Origin of the sequence: Mesorhizobium sp. M1312 (assembly GCF_040318115.1) — a bacterium.
GTDB lineage: Bacteria > Pseudomonadota > Alphaproteobacteria > Rhizobiales > Rhizobiaceae > Mesorhizobium.
In genome coordinates, this window is the sequence record NZ_JAMYLQ010000014.1 from 51,997 (window position 1) to 69,877 (window position 17,881).

21 protein-coding genes are annotated in these 17,881 nt (G+C 62.7%); 11 read left to right on the top strand and 10 right to left on the bottom strand.

Going from position 1 to position 17,881, the window contains the following annotated elements; translation table 11 throughout:
- Positions 1-59: 59 nt before the first annotated feature.
- Both purS and purC read right to left on the bottom strand, forming a co-directional pair.
- Positions 60-302 (bottom strand): phosphoribosylformylglycinamidine synthase subunit PurS, encoded by a 243-nt coding sequence (gene purS, locus NKH36_RS17685; RefSeq protein WP_352963620.1) that lies wholly within the window; start codon positions 300-302, stop codon positions 60-62.
- A 40-nt stretch (positions 303-342) separates the two neighbouring features.
- Positions 343-1,137, bottom strand: coding sequence for a phosphoribosylaminoimidazolesuccinocarboxamide synthase (purC, locus tag NKH36_RS17690; protein ID WP_023674725.1), 795 nt, complete (start codon positions 1,135-1,137; stop codon positions 343-345).
- Between the two features lie 276 nt (positions 1,138-1,413).
- Between purC and NKH36_RS17695 the strand changes: the two genes are divergently transcribed.
- Positions 1,414-1,734 carry a DUF1476 domain-containing protein gene (locus NKH36_RS17695; RefSeq protein ID WP_352954653.1) on the top strand — a complete coding sequence of 107 codons (321 nt, stop codon included), beginning with the start codon at positions 1,414-1,416 and terminating at the stop codon, positions 1,732-1,734.
- A 208-nt stretch (positions 1,735-1,942) separates the two neighbouring features.
- Positions 1,943-2,716: an HpcH/HpaI aldolase family protein gene (locus NKH36_RS17700; RefSeq protein ID WP_352963622.1), complete on the top strand. Its 774-nt coding sequence runs from the start codon at positions 1,943-1,945 to the stop codon at positions 2,714-2,716.
- Here NKH36_RS17700 and NKH36_RS17705 read toward each other — a convergent pair.
- Positions 2,713-3,261: an RBBP9/YdeN family alpha/beta hydrolase gene (locus NKH36_RS17705; protein ID WP_352963624.1), complete on the bottom strand. Its 549-nt coding sequence runs from the start codon at positions 3,259-3,261 to the stop codon at positions 2,713-2,715. The genes NKH36_RS17700 and NKH36_RS17705 overlap by 4 nt on opposite strands.
- A gap of 289 nt (positions 3,262-3,550) precedes the next feature.
- Here NKH36_RS17705 and NKH36_RS17710 point away from each other — a divergent pair, with 289 nt between their 5' ends.
- A complete protein-coding gene (locus NKH36_RS17710; protein WP_352963626.1) occupies positions 3,551-4,363 on the top strand; it encodes a VOC family protein in 813 nt (270 codons plus the stop codon).
- 15 nt (positions 4,364-4,378) lie between these two features.
- On the opposite strand, the gene NKH36_RS17715 is transcribed toward NKH36_RS17710, so the two are convergent.
- From NKH36_RS17715 to NKH36_RS17730, 4 genes are read right to left on the bottom strand one after another with little or no spacing between them, the layout of a single operon-like run.
- Entirely contained in the window at positions 4,379-4,936 is a 558-nt protein-coding gene (locus NKH36_RS17715; RefSeq protein WP_352963743.1) for an RBBP9/YdeN family alpha/beta hydrolase, read from the bottom strand.
- A 12-nt stretch (positions 4,937-4,948) separates the two neighbouring features.
- The gene (gene purB / locus NKH36_RS17720) at positions 4,949-6,256 is read right to left on the bottom strand and encodes an adenylosuccinate lyase (protein WP_352963628.1); all 1,308 of its coding nucleotides are present in this window, start codon (positions 6,254-6,256) and stop codon (positions 4,949-4,951) included.
- A gap of 59 nt (positions 6,257-6,315) precedes the next feature.
- Positions 6,316-6,831, bottom strand: a complete 516-nt coding sequence (locus NKH36_RS17725) for a hypothetical protein (protein ID WP_352963630.1) — start codon at positions 6,829-6,831, stop codon at positions 6,316-6,318.
- Positions 6,828-7,553, bottom strand: coding sequence for a DUF2259 domain-containing protein (locus tag NKH36_RS17730; protein ID WP_352963631.1), 726 nt, complete (start codon positions 7,551-7,553; stop codon positions 6,828-6,830). Before NKH36_RS17730 ends, NKH36_RS17725 begins: the two co-directional genes overlap by 4 nt.
- 245 nt (positions 7,554-7,798) lie before the next feature.
- On the opposite strand from NKH36_RS17730, the gene NKH36_RS17735 reads away from it, so the two are divergent.
- The gene (locus NKH36_RS17735; protein WP_352963633.1) at positions 7,799-8,053 is read left to right on the top strand and encodes a DUF2171 domain-containing protein; all 255 of its coding nucleotides are present in this window, start codon (positions 7,799-7,801) and stop codon (positions 8,051-8,053) included.
- 22 nt (positions 8,054-8,075) lie between these two features.
- On the opposite strand, the gene NKH36_RS17740 is transcribed toward NKH36_RS17735, so the two are convergent.
- Entirely contained in the window at positions 8,076-9,095 is a 1,020-nt protein-coding gene (locus tag NKH36_RS17740; RefSeq protein ID WP_352963746.1) for a P1 family peptidase, read from the bottom strand.
- Entirely contained in the window at positions 9,095-10,180 is a 1,086-nt protein-coding gene (locus NKH36_RS17745) for a branched-chain amino acid ABC transporter substrate-binding protein (RefSeq protein WP_352962624.1), read from the bottom strand. Before NKH36_RS17745 ends, NKH36_RS17740 begins: the two co-directional genes overlap by 1 nt.
- 191 nt (positions 10,181-10,371) lie before the next feature.
- On the opposite strand from NKH36_RS17745, the gene NKH36_RS17750 reads away from it, so the two are divergent.
- The 7 genes from NKH36_RS17750 to NKH36_RS17780 all read left to right on the top strand — a co-directional run bounded on the left by NKH36_RS17750 (position 10,372) and on the right by NKH36_RS17780 (position 16,788).
- Entirely contained in the window at positions 10,372-10,866 is a 495-nt protein-coding gene (locus NKH36_RS17750) for a flavin reductase (RefSeq protein WP_352962622.1), read from the top strand.
- 32 nt (positions 10,867-10,898) lie between these two features.
- The gene (locus tag NKH36_RS17755) at positions 10,899-11,828 is read left to right on the top strand and encodes an AAA family ATPase (protein ID WP_352962620.1); all 930 of its coding nucleotides are present in this window, start codon (positions 10,899-10,901) and stop codon (positions 11,826-11,828) included.
- A gap of 4 nt (positions 11,829-11,832) precedes the next feature.
- Entirely contained in the window at positions 11,833-13,083 is a 1,251-nt protein-coding gene (locus NKH36_RS17760; protein WP_352963637.1) for a vWA domain-containing protein, read from the top strand.
- A gap of 28 nt (positions 13,084-13,111) precedes the next feature.
- On the top strand, positions 13,112-13,450 hold the full coding sequence (locus tag NKH36_RS17765; protein ID WP_287205644.1) for an XdhC family protein: 339 nt from the start codon (positions 13,112-13,114) through the stop codon (positions 13,448-13,450).
- A gap of 10 nt (positions 13,451-13,460) precedes the next feature.
- Positions 13,461-14,198 carry an XdhC family protein gene (locus NKH36_RS17770; RefSeq protein WP_352962615.1) on the top strand — a complete coding sequence of 246 codons (738 nt, stop codon included), beginning with the start codon at positions 13,461-13,463 and terminating at the stop codon, positions 14,196-14,198.
- Between the two features lie 66 nt (positions 14,199-14,264).
- On the top strand, positions 14,265-15,875 hold the full coding sequence (locus tag NKH36_RS17775) for an NTP transferase domain-containing protein (RefSeq protein ID WP_352963641.1): 1,611 nt from the start codon (positions 14,265-14,267) through the stop codon (positions 15,873-15,875).
- A 31-nt stretch (positions 15,876-15,906) separates the two neighbouring features.
- Positions 15,907-16,788 (top strand): alpha/beta hydrolase family protein, encoded by an 882-nt coding sequence (locus NKH36_RS17780; RefSeq protein ID WP_352962613.1) that lies wholly within the window; start codon positions 15,907-15,909, stop codon positions 16,786-16,788.
- Here NKH36_RS17780 and NKH36_RS17785 read toward each other — a convergent pair.
- Complete coding sequence (locus NKH36_RS17785; RefSeq protein WP_352962611.1) at positions 16,785-17,834, bottom strand: DUF1176 domain-containing protein; 1,050 nt, start codon at positions 17,832-17,834, stop codon at positions 16,785-16,787. The two genes, NKH36_RS17780 and NKH36_RS17785, sit on opposite strands and share 4 nt — an antisense overlap.
- Positions 17,835-17,881: the final 47 nt, after the last annotated feature.

The following is a 17,881-nucleotide window of genomic DNA, read 5'->3' on the forward strand; positions in this document are numbered from 1 at the left end:
TTCAGGAGCTCGTACATCAACTCGTTCGTGGCTTCAGTCATATACCCTCCGGCACAACCTTAGGTAATGGCCACACTATAGTTCTCAATCACCGTATTCGCCAGAAGCTTGTCGCACATGGCTTTGAGATCGGCTTCGGCCTTGGCCTTGTCGCTCTGAGCAAGCTCGACATCGAAAACCTTGCCCTGCCGCACCTGGCCGACGCCGTCAAAGCCCATCCCGGACAATGCGTGTTCGATCGCCTTGCCTTGCGGGTCGAGCACCCCATTCTTGAGAGTGACGGTAATGCGGGCCTTGATCACGCTGGACATGCTCCTGTTCGAAGTGCTGAGCGATAGAATCTCAGTGCGGCTTGCCTTTGACGCCGTCGGTCGAGGCGACGAGCACCGGCCCGGCGGGACGCGGAGGCTCGTTCTCGTTCATGATGCCGAGGCGGCGGGCGACTTCCTGATAGGCTTCGACCAATCCGCCCATGTCGCGGCGGAAACGATCCTTGTCGAGCTTGTCCTGCGTCGCCACGTCCCACAGACGGCAGGAGTCCGGCGAGATCTCGTCGGCAACGACGATGCGCATCATGTCGCCTTCGAACAGCCGGCCGCATTCGATCTTGAAGTCGACGAGCTGGATGCCGACGCCCATGAACAGGCCGGAAAGGAAGTCGTTGACGCGGATGGCAAGCGCCATGACGTCGTCGATTTCCTGCGGGCTCGCCCAGCCGAAAGCGGTGATGTGTTCTTCAGACACCATCGGGTCGTCGAGCGCGTCGGCCTTGTAATAGAATTCGATGATCGAGCGCGGCAGCACGGTGCCTTCCTCGATGCCGAGACGCTTGGCCAGCGAACCGGCGGCGACATTGCGCACCACCACCTCGAGCGGAATGATCTCGACTTCCTTGATCAGCTGCTCGCGCATGTTGAGCCGGCGGATGAAGTGGGTCGGAATGCCCATCCGGTTGAGATGGTTGAAGATGTGCTCGGAAATGCGGTTGTTGAGCACTCCCTTGCCATCGACGATTTCGTGCTTCTTCTTGTTGAAAGCGGTCGCGTCGTCCTTGAAGAACTGGATCAGTGTTCCCGGCTCAGGTCCCTCATAGAGGATCTTGGCCTTGCCTTCATAAATGCGGCGGCGATTTTTCATCTGATCTTTTCTCTGGATTTCCGGGCAGGCGGCAAGCGACCAGTTCCTGTCCGTCCGCCTAAATTAGTGCGGCAACGGTAGGGGTTCAATGCCGGTGTCTATCCCAATCGCACTGTTTGCTCAATCGGCAAATCCTTTCAATCACCGCTTTCCGGAATGAAATGCCGCAGCGCAGCAAGTGACGTACCATATTGACCGGCCCGTGGCCTTTTGGTTTGTGCTGCGGCAATACACATATTTCAACTGCCAACGAATCGGATTTGACCGGAGGGTGCCATGAGCAGCATGAAAGATCGCGAGGAGGGCTTCGAGCGCAAGTTCGTAATCGACGAGGAGCTCCGGTTCAAGGCCTCGGCCCGCCGCAACAAGGCGCTCGGCCTGTGGGCCGCCGAAAAGCTCGGCAAGGCCGGGGCCGACGCCGAAGCCTATGCCAAGCAGGTAGTCCTCGCCGACATCGAGGAAGCCGGCGATCACGACGTTTTCCGCAAGATACGCGAGGATTTCGACGAAGCCGGGGTCGCCCAATCGGACCATCAGATTCGCCGCACTATGGACGATCTGATGGCGCAGGCCATCGAGCAGATCAAGAACACCTGATCCTTGCTTTAAGCCAATCGACACGCTGGACCAATCGACCGCCCAGTCCCTCCGGGCGGTTTTTCTTTGCGTTTGCAGCTGTTTCCGGCTGAACTGCATTAGAGCGACATGCATCCATTCGGACGCACAAGTACGCTCTCAAACTTTGACTCCTCGCATCGGGATTTCCGATTTTGGGCCGATGCGAGAGCGATTAAGGAAGGCGCCCATGTCCCTCAAGTCACGCCTTGCGGCCGATGAAACGTTGTGCACCGCATGGTCCGGCGTGCCTGATGCCCTGACGGTCGAGATTCTGGCCAGACAGGGTTTCGATGCCGTCACGCTAGACATGCAGCATGGCGGACATCACGAGGACAGCGTGTTGCGCGGCCTTGGGCCGGTGCTGGCCGCCAACAAACCGGCGCTGGTGCGCATTCCGGTCGGCCGCTTCGACATGGCCAGCCGCGCGCTCGATTTCGGCGCCGAAGCGGTGATTGCGCCGATGGTGAATTCGGTGACGGACGCGCGGCTGTTTGCTGCTGCCATGAAGTACCCGCCGCTCGGCGAGCGCTCCTGGGGTCCGACTTATGCCTTTCCGCGTCATGGCAAGGGCGACTACGCCGACTGGCTGCGTGACAGCAACGAGCGCACCATGGCATTCGCCATGGTCGAAACGCGCGCTGCCCTCGATGCGCTCGACGGCATCCTCGATACGCCGGGTATCGACGGCATCTTCCTCGGCCCGTCGGACTTCTCGATTGCCTGGTCGAACGGCGCCGGCGTCAACTCGACGTTGGAAAGCATGATGGAAACTGTCGCCTCCATCGCCGAGCGGACACGCAAGGCCGGCAAGCATGCGGCGATCTACGTCGTCGAACCGGCCATCGCCGGCCGTGTGGTGTCGATGGGCTACCGGCTGCTGGCGATGGGCTCCGAGCACGCTCTGATCGGCCTGGGGGCAAAGACCCTGCTGAAGAGCGTCAAGGACTCGATCGGCTCCTAAAGGTCGGTCAGGAACTTCGCAAAAGTCATCGAACCTTCGGGCCATGGGCCGAAGCCGGAATCGGCATTGAGATGGCCGGCATCGCCGGCATCGATGAACAGCGAGCCCCAGGCGCCGGCAATGTCCTCGGCGACGTCGAATGTGCAGAACGGGTCGTTGCGGCTGGCGATCACCACCGAGGGAAATGCCAGCGGCTCGCGCGGATAGGGGCCGAAGGTCATCAGGTGCCTGGGTTTTATCTTAGGATTGGCGACGTCGGGCGGCGCCACGAAGAAGGCTCCGGCGACCGGGCGCTGGAATTGCGGCATTGCCTGGATCACGGCGGCGACGCCGAGTGAGTGCGCGACGATAACGACCGGCCGCTCGGCCTCGTTGACCGCCTTCGCCACGCTCGCCGTCCAGTCTTCGCGCACCGGCTTCGACCATTCCGCCTGCTCGACACGGCGCGCCGTCGACAATTTCGATTGCCAGCGGCTCTGCCAATGGTCGGGGCCGGAATTGGTGTAGCCCGGCACGATGAGAATGTCTGCATCCCTGACTTTCATGGCGGGCATGTAGCGAGGGACACGGTTTCGTGCAACTGCGCATGATCCCAAAAAGTGTGAAGCGGTTTTTGCATAAGATCATGCGCAACTGGGTCTGACCATCGGTGCGATTACTCACGAATAGTGAACACCATGTTCGCATCTTGGCGTCTTGTGTGAACGATCGCGATCGACGATCTGTCATCGGAAGAGAAACAGCCGTGTAAATGAGAACCAGGATTTTGGAACTGACACGACGTACAATGGTAGGTGGCGCCGGGCTCCGAAGGCCGCCCAAACGGAGACTTTGATGAGCGAACTGCCTTTTGCCGCCACGACCCCGGTAAGCGTTGCCCGCGTCGGGCTGCGCGCACGGAATGCCGAAAGCCTGGCCGCTTACTATCGCAACCTCGTCGGTCTGCGGGAACTAAGCCGCGCCGGCGGTACGATCACGCTGGGCGCCGCCAATCGCCCCTTGCTCGACATTGAGGCGGATGCAGCGGCGAAACCCGACGATCCGCGCAGCGCCGGCCTCTTCCACACCGCCTTCCTGCTGCCCAGCCGGGCCGATCTCGGGCGCTGGATCAACCACGCCATCGCTAACAATATCGGCATCGACGGCGCTTCCGACCATCTGGTCAGCGAGGCGCTTTACCTGACCGATCCTGAGGGCAACGGCATCGAGATCTATGCCGACCGCCGCTATGAGGACTGGAAGTGGAATGGCGACAAGGTGGCGATGGCGACCGAACGGCTGAATATTTCGTCGGTCGTCGCCGAAGTGCCTGCCGGCGATGCCGGCTGGCAGGGGATGCCGGACAACAGCATCATCGGCCACGTCCATCTGCGCGTCGGTCGTCCGGAAGACGCCGAGGCCTGGTGGCACCAGGAGTTCGGCTTCGATACGGTGGCAAAATATGGCAGCGCGGCGGTATTCCTGTCGTCAGGCGGCTACCACCACCACATCGGCGCCAATTCGTGGCAGAGCGCCGGCGCCGGCAGTCGCGATCCTTCTCGGTCCGGCCTGGCCTGGGTCGAAATGCGTTCCGACAATGTGACTGATGCAACGACCCGCGAGGATCCATGGGGAACGGTGATCAGGACCGTTCCCGGCAAGGCCTGAGCGTTTGGAAGCCTGTTAGAGCCGGGCTTTTTCCAACAAGCGGCCGAGCATGAGCAGGCCCGCCGGCCAAAGGCCGAGGCGGGTTTCGTTGCCCATATGGCCGAGGTCGCCGGCGTCGGCGAGGTCCGCGCCCCAGGCGGCGGCGAAGGCCGTCGCCTGGTCGAAGGTGACGCGCGGATCGGTACGGCTGGCCACCACCAGGGTCGGAAACGGCAAGCGTTTCAGCGGCATCGGCGCAAAAGGGCGAACCAGGTCGAAGGAAGGATCAGGGTCGTCGACATTGGTTGCGGCAACCAGCAATGCGCCCGCAACCTTGTTGAGTTGGCTTTCGCTGGCGATGGCCGCCCACTTCACCGCCGTCGCCACCGCCAGTGAGTGCGCAAGCAGCACCACGCGCCGAGGTGCCGCGGCAATCGCTGCGTCCACCCGGCCAATCCAGTCCTCAGGGGTCGGCCTGTCCCATTCGGCCTGCAGCACGCGGCTCGAATTGGGGAACGCCCGGCACCAATGCGACATCCAATGATCCGGCCCGGAATTGCCGCGTCCCGGCAGGGCGAGAAAATCGATCTCCAGCCGCGGAAATCATCAGGCTTCTCCGAACACGCGCTTGAAGATCGTGTCGACATGCTTGGTATGATAGCCGAGGTCGAATTTTTCACGAATCTCGGCTTCGGGCAGGGCTGTCGTGACCTCTTTGTCGGACAAAAGTTCCTCAAGGAAATCAGCGCCTTGCTCCCATACCTTCATGGCGTTGCGCTGCACCAGCCGGTAGGCGTCCTCACGCGATACGCCCGCCTGGGTCAGCGCCAGCAGCACACGCTGCGAATGCACGAGGCCACGGAACTTGTTCATGTTCTTCAGCATGTTGTCGGGATACACGAGCAATCTGTCGATGACACTGGTCAGCCGTGACAGCGCGAAATCGAGCGTCACGGTAGCATCCGGGCCGATCATGCGCTCGACCGACGAATGCGAAATGTCGCGCTCGTGCCAGAGCGCCACGTTCTCCATCGCCGGCAGCGCGAAGGAACGCACCATGCGCGCAAGCCCGGTGAGGTTTTCGGTCAGCACCGGGTTGCGCTTGTGCGGCATCGCCGACGAGCCTTTCTGTCCGGGTGAAAAATACTCTTCCGCCTCCAGCACCTCGGTACGCTGCAGATGGCGGATTTCTGTCGCCAGCCGTTCGATCGAGGAGGCGATGACACCGAGCGTCGCGAAGAACATCGCATGGCGGTCGCGCGGGGTCACCTGCGTCGACACCGGTTCCGGCTTCAGTCCGAGTTTCTTCGCCACATGCTCTTCGACATAAGGATCGATATTGGCAAAGGTGCCAACAGCACCGGAGATGGCACAGGTCGCAATATCCTCACGCGCGTGGACCAGCCGCTCGCGGCAGCGCGAAAATTCGGCATAGGCCTGCGCCAGCTTGACGCCGAAGGTGGTCGGCTCGGCATGGATGCCGTGGCTGCGGCCGATAGTAACGGTGTCCTTGTGTTCAAAGGCGCGACGCTTGAGCGCCGCAAGCAGACCGTCGATGTCGGCCAGAAGGATATCGCTAGCGCGGGTGAGTTGCACGGCAAAGCAGGTGTCGAGAACGTCCGAGGACGTCATGCCTTGATGGATGAAACGGGCGTCCGGCCCGACGAATTCACTGAGATGGGTGAGGAAGGCGATGACGTCGTGCTTGGTGACACGCTCGATCTCGTCGATGGCCTCGACGTCGAACTTCGCGGCCCCGCCTTTTTCCCAGATGGTCTTGGCGGCCTCCTTCGGGATCACACCGAGCTCGGCCAATGCGTCGCAAGCGTAGGCCTCGATCTCGAACCAGATGCGGAACCGGGTTTCGGGCGACCAGATGGCCACCATTTCCGGCCGGGAGTAGCGAGGGATCATCGGTCAATCCTGACTTGCGAGGGCGTTCGCTCGCGTCCTAACAGAGGCAGACAAAATGCTCAACGCTGCTGCCGCGCAAACCAGATGCTGGCGAGAGCGAGCGCGATGAAACCGAGCGGAAAATAAAGCCGGATGCCCAGGACGACGAATTGATAGAACGCCGTCGCCACGGTGTGCACGAACTGGATGGCCCACGCGATGGTCAGTGCGGGTTCATGCCACTGAGCATAGTAGGAACGGTATTGCAGCGCAAAGAGTCCACCGGTGAGGCCGATCGTAGTGGCAAGAAGGCAGACAAACGCGGCCGCCAAGGCAACTTGCCAATGCCGTCCGAGCGAGACGAGCCGCGCAAGGAACAGACCGACTGGAAAGGCGAGCGCACCGCCGACCGCATAGAGCAACGAGACGAAGCGGATCTTTGCCGGGCTCTCCCAGTCGTCCACCAGCAGATTGACAAGCGCGCTGGCGCCCATCGCTGCGGCCCACAGCAGGGCGCCGCAAACCGCGGCGCGCGGTGATGGCAAGGCCTTGCGGATATGACCCATGCGGTTGCGTATGGCGGGGAGCGGCGTCACAGCCGGCCGGTCACCGCGATCCAGCGATAGTCCGGCCCTTCGAAGCCGTACTGGCGCACCGCGATCAGCACGGCATAGGCGCTGAGGCCCTGCATGGAAAATGTCTGCACCGCGCCGATCCGATAGCCGTTCGGGCAGCCTCTGCTTTTGGGGATCGACTTGTCCTCGTGCAGAAGCTCAGTCTTGCCGCCGTCTTTCGCCTCGATGCGCAACAGGCGAAACCCGTTGATCTCGCCCAGGCCCTGGCAGGTTTCGGTGTCGTTCATGCCGATCTCGTCGAGCCGGAACTCGAGCGGATCGTCGACCGGCGAAAAGATCGGGCGCGGGTTGACCACCATGCGGAACGGATCGGCCGAAAGTTCGGTCACCGGGTTGAAGCCCGCGGTGATGCCGCGATTCGCGGTCAATTCCGCCTGCTTGATGATGGCTTCGCCTTTCTGCCGGGCTGCAAGGCGCGCCGCGTCAAGCGTTGCGTTCTCGTCGTCAAGCCGCACCCTGACCGGTGTGCCCTTGAGAAAACTGTCGTCGGCGGTGTTGACGTAGTAGCGATTGGCATAGGGAAATCCCGATCCGTCCTGAATGCCATACTCCTTGAAAGCGAAGGCGCCGCCATTCCCAGTGAAGCCGAGGATTTCAAGCTCGGCGACGTCACCGGCATGGGCGGCCAACGAGGTTGCAAACTGGCCAACGAGGGAAACGGCAAACAGGACAAGGATTCGCATCGGATTTCCGTTTGAGCAGCCAGCGTTGTTTCGATCACTATCACGACATCGTCAAATCGTCGTGCCCTCTGAGACGCAAAGCGGATGCATCCAATCGCGCTGTCATTTGTTTATGTTGGCAGCTTCACCGCATCGGCCCGAAAATCGGAATCGATTTTCGAAAAGGATAATGCGTTGATTTAAAGTGTTTAGAGCGTCCTTTGCGCGTCCAAAAGGACGCGCGGCGCTCTAATGGAGAACCCACAATGATCGATGCAGCCAGCATTCGTGAACATATGGAAGTGATCGGCGCCGACGGCGTCCATGTCGGCACCGTTGACAAAGTTGAGGGACAACGAATCAAGCTGACCAAGCGCGACAGCGGCGAGGGCGCTCACAGGGGGCACCACCACTATATTCCGCTCAGCCTGGTAGCCGAAATCGAGGGCCAGAAAGTGCGACTGTCGGCGAACTCGGATGTTGCTGTCACATTCGAGGAAGAAAAATCCGATCCCACCTGATGACAGGCCACGGCATTGCGCATTAGAGCGACGACCAGACCGGAAACAGGTCGCCGTCGGCAGGCGTCGCGGCAAAGACGCCGCGGCTGATGGCGCGCGCCATGGTGGCGCCTGCCGCTGCGTAGAGGTCGATGGCGTCATTGGGCGCGAGTTCGATGCCGCTCTTGCCGGTCGCCAGCGCGAAAACCAGATCCCCGTCGGCCGGCGTGTGTGTCGGCCAAATGGCGCGCACGAAGCCATCATGCGCTGATATCGCCAAGCGTTTGGCAGCGGCCTTGGTGAGGACGGCGTCCGTGGCGATGACGGCGATGGTCGTGTTGCCGCCGACCTTCGCCCGCTTCCCGATATGCTTGTCGCGAAACTTCAGCAGGATCGTTTTCGCGTCCTGCGGCATAGGTGAGGGATAGCCAAGTCCTCCGAACTCGTCGCCGATCTCGAAGGGCGCCGCCCAGAAGTGGCGGGTTTGGGCGATCGTCACCGAGCCGGTCGGATTGACGGCGGCGAGCGCACCGATGGTGACGCCGCTGTCGAGCACCGTCGAGGCCGAGCCGAGGCCGCCCTTGAGGCCGGAACTCAACGCGCCGGTGCCTGCGCCGACAGTGCCGAGCGGAAAATCGATGCCGACTGCCTGTGCCGCCTCATAGCCGAGATCGCGGTAAGGCGGATAGCGACCCCAATCCTTCTCGCCGCCATTGCGCAGGTCGAACAGGATCGCCGCCGGCACGATCGGCACGCGAAAGCCGCCGACCTCGACACCGATGCCCCTTTCACGCAGCGCCGCCTGTACGCCGGAGGCGGCGTCGAGACCGAAGGCCGAACCACCCGAAAGCACCACAGCATGGATCGCCTCGATCGAATTGTGCGGCTCGAGCAGGTCGGTCTCGCGGGTGCCCGGCGCACCGCCCAGGATCTGGACACCGGCCACCGCCGGTACGTCGCAGACGATGGTGGTTACCCCGGACCTCAGCCTCACATCGGAAGCGTTGCCGACGCGCAGGCCGGCGACATCGGTGATGAGATTGCGCGGCCCTGTCCGAAACATCATTTGGCCTCCGCCGGCACGAAATGCGCGCCGTCGAAACGGAAGACCCGATAGCGGTTCTCGGTCAAGTCGCCCTTGCCGTCAAAGCGGATGGGCCCGATCGCGGTGCTGAAGTCATGCGCGGTAAGCGCATCGGCCAGTGGCTTGCCGGAGGTTTCCGCCAGGGCCGTCGCCGCTTCGGCGATCTCGACTGCCGCATAGGCCGGCAGCGTGTAACCCTCTGGCACGATTTTTTGTGCGGCAAAGCTTTCGAGCACCTTGGAGTCGGCCACGTCATCCCATTCGGGCGGCGCGATCATCAGCGTGCCCGTGGCGTAAGCCACGTCGCCGGGCGGTGTGCGTAGCGCTTCGCCGCCGGCAAAGGTGATGCCGGCATCGAGCTGGTCGGCGTCGCGGCCCATGATGGCGATGTCGTCGCCGTCGCCGCCGGCGAAGACATGCGTTGCGCCGGCTTTCCTCAGCCGACCGATCAGCCCGATCTGGTTGTCGAGTTGCGGCCGAAATGTGTCGACGAACACCGGTTTCAGCGCCGCCTGCTCGGCTGCCGCCCGAAGTGTCTCGGCGATTTCGCGGCCGTAAATCGTGCCGTCGTCGACGATGGCGAACAGTTCGTTCTGCCATTGGCGGGTGAGATTGGAGGCGACGGCGTTGCGCTCGTCATCGCCGCGCGGCCCAAGCCGAAAGATCGGCCAGCCGGTCTTGGCGCGGCGGTCAGTCAGACTTTCGGTGCGCACGCCGACGGTGATGACCGGTATGTTGGCGTCCTTCAGGATCGGCAGTGCCGCCTCGATCGCCTCTGTGCAGAGGAAGCCTACGACCACGGTGACTTTCGCCGCGGCGAATTCCCTTGCCGCGTCAGCCCCGCCATCTGCCGTGCAGGCGTCGTCGACCGTCTTGAGCTCGATACCGTTCGCCTCTGCCGCCAGGCCGGCGCCCGCCTCGATCTGCTTGCCGAGGATCGCCGACGGCCCGGACAGTGGTGCTGCGACGCCGACCAGCAGCGTCTCAGCGTTCGCATCACCGGCGAGAGACAGCCAGGCCAGCACCGCTATTGTCGTTGTCGTGCTTATTGTCCGGGGTCGCATGCGTGCGAAGAATTCCTTCGCGCCGGTCGCGTGTTTGCCGGCGCCACTTCCTGCCAAGACCTAAAGGCTGGTCAGCTTTCACGCAACACGCGAAATTCAAGATGCATGTCAACCACTTCGCTTGTGGCATGCAATATGCCGCCATATATAACGGTTGGGTTCACCTCGCTTCAAACCAATGGAAATCGCCGGTGCTGAAGAAGAACGACATAGGGCCGCAGGCCTATCGCGACGCGATGAGCCATTTTGCCGGCCATGTCCATGTGGTTACCACCGACGGTCTCGCCGGCAGGCGCGGTGCGACGGTCATTGCAGCCTGTTCGGTCTCGGACACGCCGCCGACCATCCTGGTCTGCCTCAATCGCGAAAATCCCAAGAACGAGCCGTTCGTGAAGAATGGCAGGTTCGCCTTGAACACGCTGGCTTCGGACCAGGAGGCGCTGTCGGTCGGCTTTTCCGGGCTCACCGGTCTGCCCGTCGAGGAACGTTTCGCGTTGGGCGATTGGGACGTGATCTCGACCGGTGCGCCGACGCTGAAGGGCGCGCTCGCCGTGTTCGACTGCGAACTGATCGACACCAAGGAACTGGCCACCCACCGTGTGCTTTTTGGCAAGGTGACAGGCCTGCGCACAGGCGATAATTTGCGGCCGCTGATCTACCACGACCGCGGCTATCACGCTCTGTAGAGGCCCTGGATGGCTGCACCCACGGAGAGAGAATGACCGAGTTGAAACCGCGTCCCGCGCCGCGGACGATCGACGAGACGCTCGATCTGCTGACCGGTGCGGACTATGTGGCGGACCGGTCGCTGGCGACCGTGCTGTTTTTGTCGCTGCGCATGAAGCGGCCGCTGTTTCTCGAGGGCGAGGCCGGCGTCGGCAAGACCGAGATCGCCAAGGTGCTGGCGCAAGCGCTCGGCCGCCGGCTGATCCGCCTGCAATGCTATGAAGGCCTCGATGTCTCGTCCGCCGTCTACGAGTGGAACTACGCCGCGCAGATGATCGAGATCCGCATGGAGGAGGCGGCCGGCAAGGTCGACCGCTCCGACATGGAACGCAACGTCTTTTCCGAAAAATACCTGATCCGCCGCCCGGTGCTCGACGCACTGACCGGCAAGGCGGGCGCCGCCCCGGTCTTTCTGATCGACGAGCTCGACCGCACCGATGAGGCCTTCGAGGCATTCCTGCTCGAAATCCTCTCCGACTTCCAGGTGACGGTGCCCGAACTTGGCACGATTAGGGCGGAGGAACCGCCGATCGTCATCATCACCACCAACCGCACCCGCGAGATCCATGACGCGCTGAAGCGGCGCTGCCTCTATCACTGGGTCGACTATCCCAACGCCGAGCGCGAACTGGAGATCGTGCGCAGAAAAGTGCCGCAGGCCAACAGCCGGCTGTCGGCAGAGGTGGTATCGTTCATCCAGAAGCTGCGCCAGATCGAGCTGTTCAAGGTGCCTGGCGTCGCTGAGACCATCGACTGGGCCGGCGCGCTGACCGAACTCGACAAGGTGGCGCTCGATCCGGAAACCGTTTCCGACACGATCGGCGTGCTGTTGAAATACCAGGACGACATTGCCCATATCGAACAGGGCGAAGGCCGGCGCATCCTCAACGAGGTGAAGGCCGAGCTTTCGGCGGCGGAGTAGGGCGATGGCAACGCCGCGTCCCGAACCGAAAGAGGCCACTCCGGACGGGCGGATAGCCGACAACATCGTCTATTTCGCCCGCACCTTGCGCAAGGCCGGCATGCGGGTCGGCCCGGCCTCGGTCAAGGACGCGATCGAGGCGGTGCTGGCGGCCGGCATCGGTTCCCGCGACGATTTCTACTGGACGCTGCACGCCGTGCTGGTGTCGCGGCACGAGGATCACCCCACCTTCGACGAGACTTTCCGGCTGTTCTGGAAATCGCACGAGCTGATCGAAAAGATGCTGGTGATGTTTTCGCCGGTTGCGCCCAACAATCGTGAGAAGCAGAAGCCGCGCGCTGCAGAAAACCGCGTCAGCCAGGCAATGTTCGAGGGCCACCAGAAGAACCAGCCGGTGCAGGAAATCCCCGAGATCGAGGTCGACGCTCGCTTCACGTTTTCCGGGAACGAGGTGCTGAGGGGCAAGGATTTTGCCCAGATGAACGCCGCCGAGATGACTGACGCCAAGAAGGCGATCGCCGAGTTGCGGCTGCCCTTCGACATGGTCAGGACACGGCGTTTCAAATCCAATGCGCATGGCCGACGTATCGATCCGCGCGCCATGATGCGCTCGGCCGCGCGGACAGGCGGCGAACTGATCCTGCCGAAATTCCGGTCGCCGCGCGAGGTTCACCCGCCGCTGGTCGTGCTTGCCGATATTTCCGGTTCGATGAGCCAGTACACGCGCATCTTTTTGCATTTCCTGCATGCGCTGACCGAAAAGCGCCGGCGCGTGCACGCCTTCGTCTTCGGCACAAGGCTCACCAATCTGACGCGGCAGATGCGCCATCGCGATCCCGACGCTGCACTCGCCGATTGTTCGGCGGCGGTGATGGACTGGTCGGGTGGCACTCGCATCGGCGACACGCTGGCCGAATTCAACCGGCTGTGGTCGCGGCGCGTGCTGGCGCAGGGCGCTGTCGTTCTCCTGATCACCGACGGACTGGAGCGCGACGACGTCGCCGGCCTGTCGGAGGAAATGGAGCGCCTGCACAAATCCTGCCGGCGCCTGATCTGGCTGAACCCGCTGCTGCGCTTCGACGGCTTCGAGGCGCGCGCCCGCGGCGTCAAGGCAATGCTGCCGCACGTCGACGAGTTCCGCTCGGTGCACAATCTCGATGCGCTCGCTGATCTGTGCGCATCGCTGGACAAGAATTCGGCGCGCTCCGTCGACCCACGCAGATGGATTGAGGGTGGCGGGAGAAGCGCCGCATAGCCATATGCTTTCTCCAGGAGAAACGGTGATGGACAACAGCATTTATCTCGATGAGGCGCGCGATCCGTTGATCATCGCCGAAGGCTGGATGAAAGACGGCAAGGATGTCGCCATTGCTACCGTGGTTGAGACCTGGGGCTCGGCGCCGCGCCCGGTCGGCAGCCACCTTGTCATCGACGCGGAAGGCAATTTTCACGGCTCCGTCTCTGGTGGCTGCGTCGAAGGCGCGGTGGTCACCGAGGCGATCGATGTCATCGACAGCGGCAAGGCAAAGATGCTGGAATTCGGCGTTGCCGATGAAACCGCATGGCAGGTCGGCCTGTCCTGCGGCGGCCGCATCAAAGTCTATGTCGAGCGCTTAGGTTAGGCCCGGCACGATGGATCCGTACGCGCTGAAAACGCTGAACGCCGAACGCCGCGCCCGCCGCGCGGTGATCCTGGTCACCGACCTTGGCGATGGCCGCGGTCGTATCGCGCGCGAGGGCGACCAGGTTGCCGGCGAATTGGGCGCTGCAATTGCCAAGGCGTTTCGCACCGGTAATTCCGGGTCGGTCGAGGCTGAAGGGCGAACCTTTTTCCTCAACGCTTATCTGCCGCAGCCGCGCCTGGTGGTGATCGGTGCCGTCCATATCAGCCAGGCGCTGGCGCCGATGGCCAAGATCGCAGGCTATCCCGTCGAGATCATCGATCCGCGCACCGCCTTCGCCACATCAGACCGCTTTCCCGATGTCGCGCTGCATGCCGAATGGCCGGAGGATGTCCTGATGCGCCAGCCGCTCGACAGCTATACCGCGCTGGCAGCCGTCACGCATGATCCGAAGATCGATGATTTCGCGCTGAAAGCGGCGCTCGACGCCAACTGCTTCTATGTCGGGGCGCTTGGCAGCCGCAAGACCCATGCTAAGCGCGTCGAGCGCCTGCTGGCATTGGGTGCGACCGCCGAGCAGATCGCCCGCATCCACGCCCCGATCGGCCTCGACATCGGCGCAGCGAGCCCGGCCGAGATCGCTGTCGCGGTGCTGGCGCAGGCGATTCAGGCCTTTCGTTCGCGCGGCCTGGAAGCCTCCGCATCGGCCCAAAGATCGGAATCGATTTTGGAGAAGCACCATGCGTAGATTCAAAGTAGTAGAGCGTCCTTTGCGCGTCCAAGAGGACGCGCGGCGCTCTACGGATGCGGCGGCGTGAAATTCGGCTCGATCCCGATCGACACGGCCGAAGGCGCAGTGCTGGCGCACGCCACCACCGCCGGGGAACGGCGTTTCCGCAAGGCACATAGGCTTAGCGCCGACGATGTGTCTTTGCTCAAGGCAGCGGGGATTTCGGAGGTTGTCGCGGCTGTTCTTGCTTCCGACGATTTGAGCGAGGACGCTGCTGCCGAAAAAATCGCCGAAAGCATGATCCATCGCAACATCGAGACGAAGGCCGCTGCGACCGGCCGGGTCAACCTGCATGCCCAGGCGGCCGGTATCTTCACCGTCGATGCAGCTATGATCGACGCCATCAACGCTGTCGATCCGACCATCACCATCGCCACGCTGGCGCAGCATGTGCCGGTCGAAAAAAGCCAGATGGTTGCAACGGTGAAGATCATTCCCTTCGCGGTCAGCTCCATGCTGGTCGATTCGGTGGCGAGGATCTGCGCCGGCGGCGAGATATTTGCCGTCAATGTCTATCAGCCGGTCCGTGTCGGCGTCATCCAGACGGTTCTGCCCGGCATCAAGCCGAGCTTGCTCGACAAGACGATGCGTGTCACCGAAGCCCGCCTGGCACGCTCGGGCGGCCGGCTGACGGCGGAGCGCCGCACACCGCACGCGGTTGGCCCGGTTGCTGAGGCTGCGGCCTTGCTGGCGCGCGACAACGATATGGTGGTAATCTTCGGTGCCTCGGCGATGAGCGATTTTGGCGACGTCGTCCCGGCGGCGATCGAGAAGGCCGGCGGCACCGTCATCCGCGCCGGGATGCCGGTCGATCCCGGCAATCTGCTGGTGCTCGGCACGCTTGGCGGCAAGCGCGTCATCGGCGCACCGGGCTGCGCCCGCAGTCCCAAGGAGAACGGCTTCGACTGGGTTCTCGACCGGCTGATCGCCGGCCTCGACGTGACGGCTAAGGATATTGCCGGCATGGGTGTCGGCGGTCTGCTGATGGAAATCCCGACGCGGCCGCAGCCGCGCGAGCCGCTGCCGGCCAGGGCCGAGCTGAAGGTCGATGTCGTGCTGCTGGCCGCCGGCCGCTCCAGCCGCATGGGCGGCCCGAACAAGCTGCTGGCGCTGTTCGACGGCAAGCCGCTGGTCCGCCGCACCGCCGAGCGCGCGCTCGGCTCGAAAGCCGCCGATACAATCGTCGTCACCGGCCATCAGCGCGAGCGCGTGCGGACGGCGCTGTCGGGCCTGGACATCACCTTCGCCGACAATCCGGATTTCGCTGACGGCCTGTCTTCGTCGCTGAAGGCCGGCATCGCGCAGGTTGCCGGCGACGCTGCCGGTGTCATGATCGTGCTTGGCGACATGCCTGGCGTCGCGTCAGCCGACCTCGACAGGCTGATCGATGCATTCCGCAAGTCCGAGGGCCGATCGGTCGTGCGCGCCTCGCATGAAGGAAAGCGAGGCAACCCGGTGTTGTTGCCGCGCTCACTGTTTGCGGCGATCACTCATCTCGAAGGCGATACCGGCGCGCGCCATCTGGTCGAGGCCGAGGGGCTCGATGTCGTCGATGTCGAGATCGGCAAAGCAGCTTCCATCGATGTCGACACCCGCGAGGCGCTCGAAGGCGCCGGCGGCGTACTGCAGGATTGACAAACCGAAGCCGAAAAACGATGCCTTTGGCATGGCTTTCCGTTTACCCCTTCTGACCTCGATATTTCTTTTGTTTTCGGGTTTGGCGCATGGTCAGACGCTGTCGCTAAAGCCCTTCAAGGATGACCTGTTCGCCTATCCGGCCATCCTCTCGTCCGAGAACAACGGCGCCTACATGGTCGTCGATTATCGTGAGCTGCGCGACATCAACGCCCGCGACAAGGTGCCGGAGCGCCGCGCGCAGGCGCAGTATGTCGACACCGGCGTGCGCAAGGTGCAGCAGGATCTGCTGTTGAAGACCGGCGCCGGCAATGTCCGCCACGTCGCCGTCGGCCGCACGCAAGGCGCTGGCATCATCGTGCTCTATTTGCACGGGCAGGGCGGCAGCCGTAAGCAAGGTGCTGACGACTTCACCTTCGGCGGCAATTTCAACCGCATCAAGAACCTGATGGCCGGCAATGGCGGCCTCTATCTGTCACCGGATTTCTCCGATTTCGGCGACACCGGCGCGGCCCAGATCACAGCGCTGAGCCGCCACTATGCCGAACAGTCGCCGGGCGCGAAGATCTTCATTGCCTGCGGCTCGATGGGCGGCGCATTGTGCTGGAAGCTAGCCGCCCGCAAGGATATGGGCGGCCTCATCGATGGGCTGCTGCTGCTCGGTTCGCTGTGGGATGAAAGTTACTTCTCGAGCCCGGCCTTCAAGCGCGGTGTCCCGGTCTTCTTTGGCCACGGCAGCAAGGACCCGGTGTTTCCGGTCGAGAAACAGGAAGCCTTCTTCCGTTCGATACTGGCCAAATCGAAAACTTATCCGGCCCGCTTTGTCCGATTCGAGACCGGCACGCACGGCACGCCGATCCGCATGACCGACTGGCGCGGCACGCTCAACTGGATGCTGTCGAAGGCCCCTTAGGGCGCGGTGTTGTGGTCCACCACCGTCTGCGGGTTGATCTCGCCGTCATAGGAGGCATCGACGTCGTATTGCACCAGCGAGAAATTGCCGTTGCGGAACAGATAGGTGCCGGCTGACGAGGCGTCGCCGACACCGCGCCACTTGTTGTGAGACGAGATCGTCTTGGTGGCGTCGTCATATTCGGAATTGACCAGCTGGTCGTCGGTCTGGAAGCCGATGACGTTGATCGCCTCGACCTTGCCTTCGCTATTGTTGTTCTCATAGTGGATATCGAGTTCCGGCGAGGCGAACTGCAGCTGCCGGACACCGGATACGTCGTCGTAGACATAGTAGACGGCACTCTCATTGTAGGCAGCCATCGAGCAGAAAAAGCGGAACAGCCGCGTCTCGCGTTCGGGCTCGTCAGCCTCGGCGCCAGCATCCTTGTAGCGGAGGGAGTAGGCGTCCGGCTCTGCCAAGGGCTCGCCGCCAGGCATCTCCTTGTCGCATTGTTCGCCATAGGTGGCCGCAAACGCCTTGTTGGCCTGCTCCAGCGCCGCATCCTTCTTCGGCGGCGGTGGTCCGTCGCCGCAGCTTTCCGGCACGGCGTCCTCGAAATCGGCCTTGGACGGTTTCAGCGCGCCCTTGTCGACGAAGATCGGGCGGAACGGCGGTTCCTGAATCGAGGCATTGACCTGTCGCAGCGTGTAGCAACCGGCAAAGACATTTTCGCTGCCATCCATGGCTGTCGCCCGGATGGCGACCGGAACATTGTAATAGATGCTGCCGGCTGCACCGTCTTCCGACACGCCGCCGGTTTTGACGTCGACTCTTTCGGTGCCGTCATAGCCCTTGACGAACGCACCGAAATCCTTGGCCGGCTTGGTGTCGCCGAAATAATCCCAGGCGCGCGCGAATTCTTGCCGGTTGATGGCGCTGTAGAGCGAGCGGATGACCGCTTCGGCGTCCGACCGGTCATCGACATAGGGCGTTTCGGCGGCGAGCACTGGCTGGCCTGTCACGGCAAGGGAGAAAAAAGCGGTCGCTGCGAAAAGGTCGCTTCTCATCGGGAATCTCCACCAGATGGGAAATCCTATCATACCGATTGCGGCGA

What these genes read in the sequence shown, in the direction of transcription:
- purC (WP_023674725.1), bottom strand. Translation starts at nt 1,137, where the DNA reads ATGAAAAATCGCCGCCGCATTTATGAAGGCAAGGCCAAGATCCTCTAT.
- NKH36_RS17695 (WP_352954653.1), top strand. Translation starts at nt 1,414, where the DNA reads ATGAGCAGCATGAAAGATCGCGAGGAGGGCTTCGAGCGCAAGTTCGTA.
- NKH36_RS17700 (WP_352963622.1), top strand. Translation starts at nt 1,943, where the DNA reads ATGTCCCTCAAGTCACGCCTTGCGGCCGATGAAACGTTGTGCACCGCA.
- NKH36_RS17705 (WP_352963624.1), bottom strand. Translation starts at nt 3,261, where the DNA reads ATGAAAGTCAGGGATGCAGACATTCTCATCGTGCCGGGCTACACCAAT.
- NKH36_RS17710 (WP_352963626.1), top strand. Translation starts at nt 3,551, where the DNA reads ATGAGCGAACTGCCTTTTGCCGCCACGACCCCGGTAAGCGTTGCCCGC.
- purB (WP_352963628.1), bottom strand. Translation starts at nt 6,256, where the DNA reads ATGATCCCTCGCTACTCCCGGCCGGAAATGGTGGCCATCTGGTCGCCC.
- NKH36_RS17730 (WP_352963631.1), bottom strand. Translation starts at nt 7,553, where the DNA reads ATGCGAATCCTTGTCCTGTTTGCCGTTTCCCTCGTTGGCCAGTTTGCA.
- NKH36_RS17735 (WP_352963633.1), top strand. Translation starts at nt 7,799, where the DNA reads ATGATCGATGCAGCCAGCATTCGTGAACATATGGAAGTGATCGGCGCC.
- NKH36_RS17740 (WP_352963746.1), bottom strand. Translation starts at nt 9,095, where the DNA reads ATGTTTCGGACAGGGCCGCGCAATCTCATCACCGATGTCGCCGGCCTG.
- NKH36_RS17745 (WP_352962624.1), bottom strand. Translation starts at nt 10,180, where the DNA reads ATGCGACCCCGGACAATAAGCACGACAACGACAATAGCGGTGCTGGCC.
- NKH36_RS17755 (WP_352962620.1), top strand. Translation starts at nt 10,899, where the DNA reads ATGACCGAGTTGAAACCGCGTCCCGCGCCGCGGACGATCGACGAGACG.
- NKH36_RS17760 (WP_352963637.1), top strand. Translation starts at nt 11,833, where the DNA reads ATGGCAACGCCGCGTCCCGAACCGAAAGAGGCCACTCCGGACGGGCGG.
- NKH36_RS17765 (WP_287205644.1), top strand. Translation starts at nt 13,112, where the DNA reads ATGGACAACAGCATTTATCTCGATGAGGCGCGCGATCCGTTGATCATC.
- NKH36_RS17770 (WP_352962615.1), top strand. Translation starts at nt 13,461, where the DNA reads ATGGATCCGTACGCGCTGAAAACGCTGAACGCCGAACGCCGCGCCCGC.
- NKH36_RS17780 (WP_352962613.1), top strand. Translation starts at nt 15,907, where the DNA reads ATGGCTTTCCGTTTACCCCTTCTGACCTCGATATTTCTTTTGTTTTCG.
- NKH36_RS17785 (WP_352962611.1), bottom strand. Translation starts at nt 17,834, where the DNA reads ATGAGAAGCGACCTTTTCGCAGCGACCGCTTTTTTCTCCCTTGCCGTG.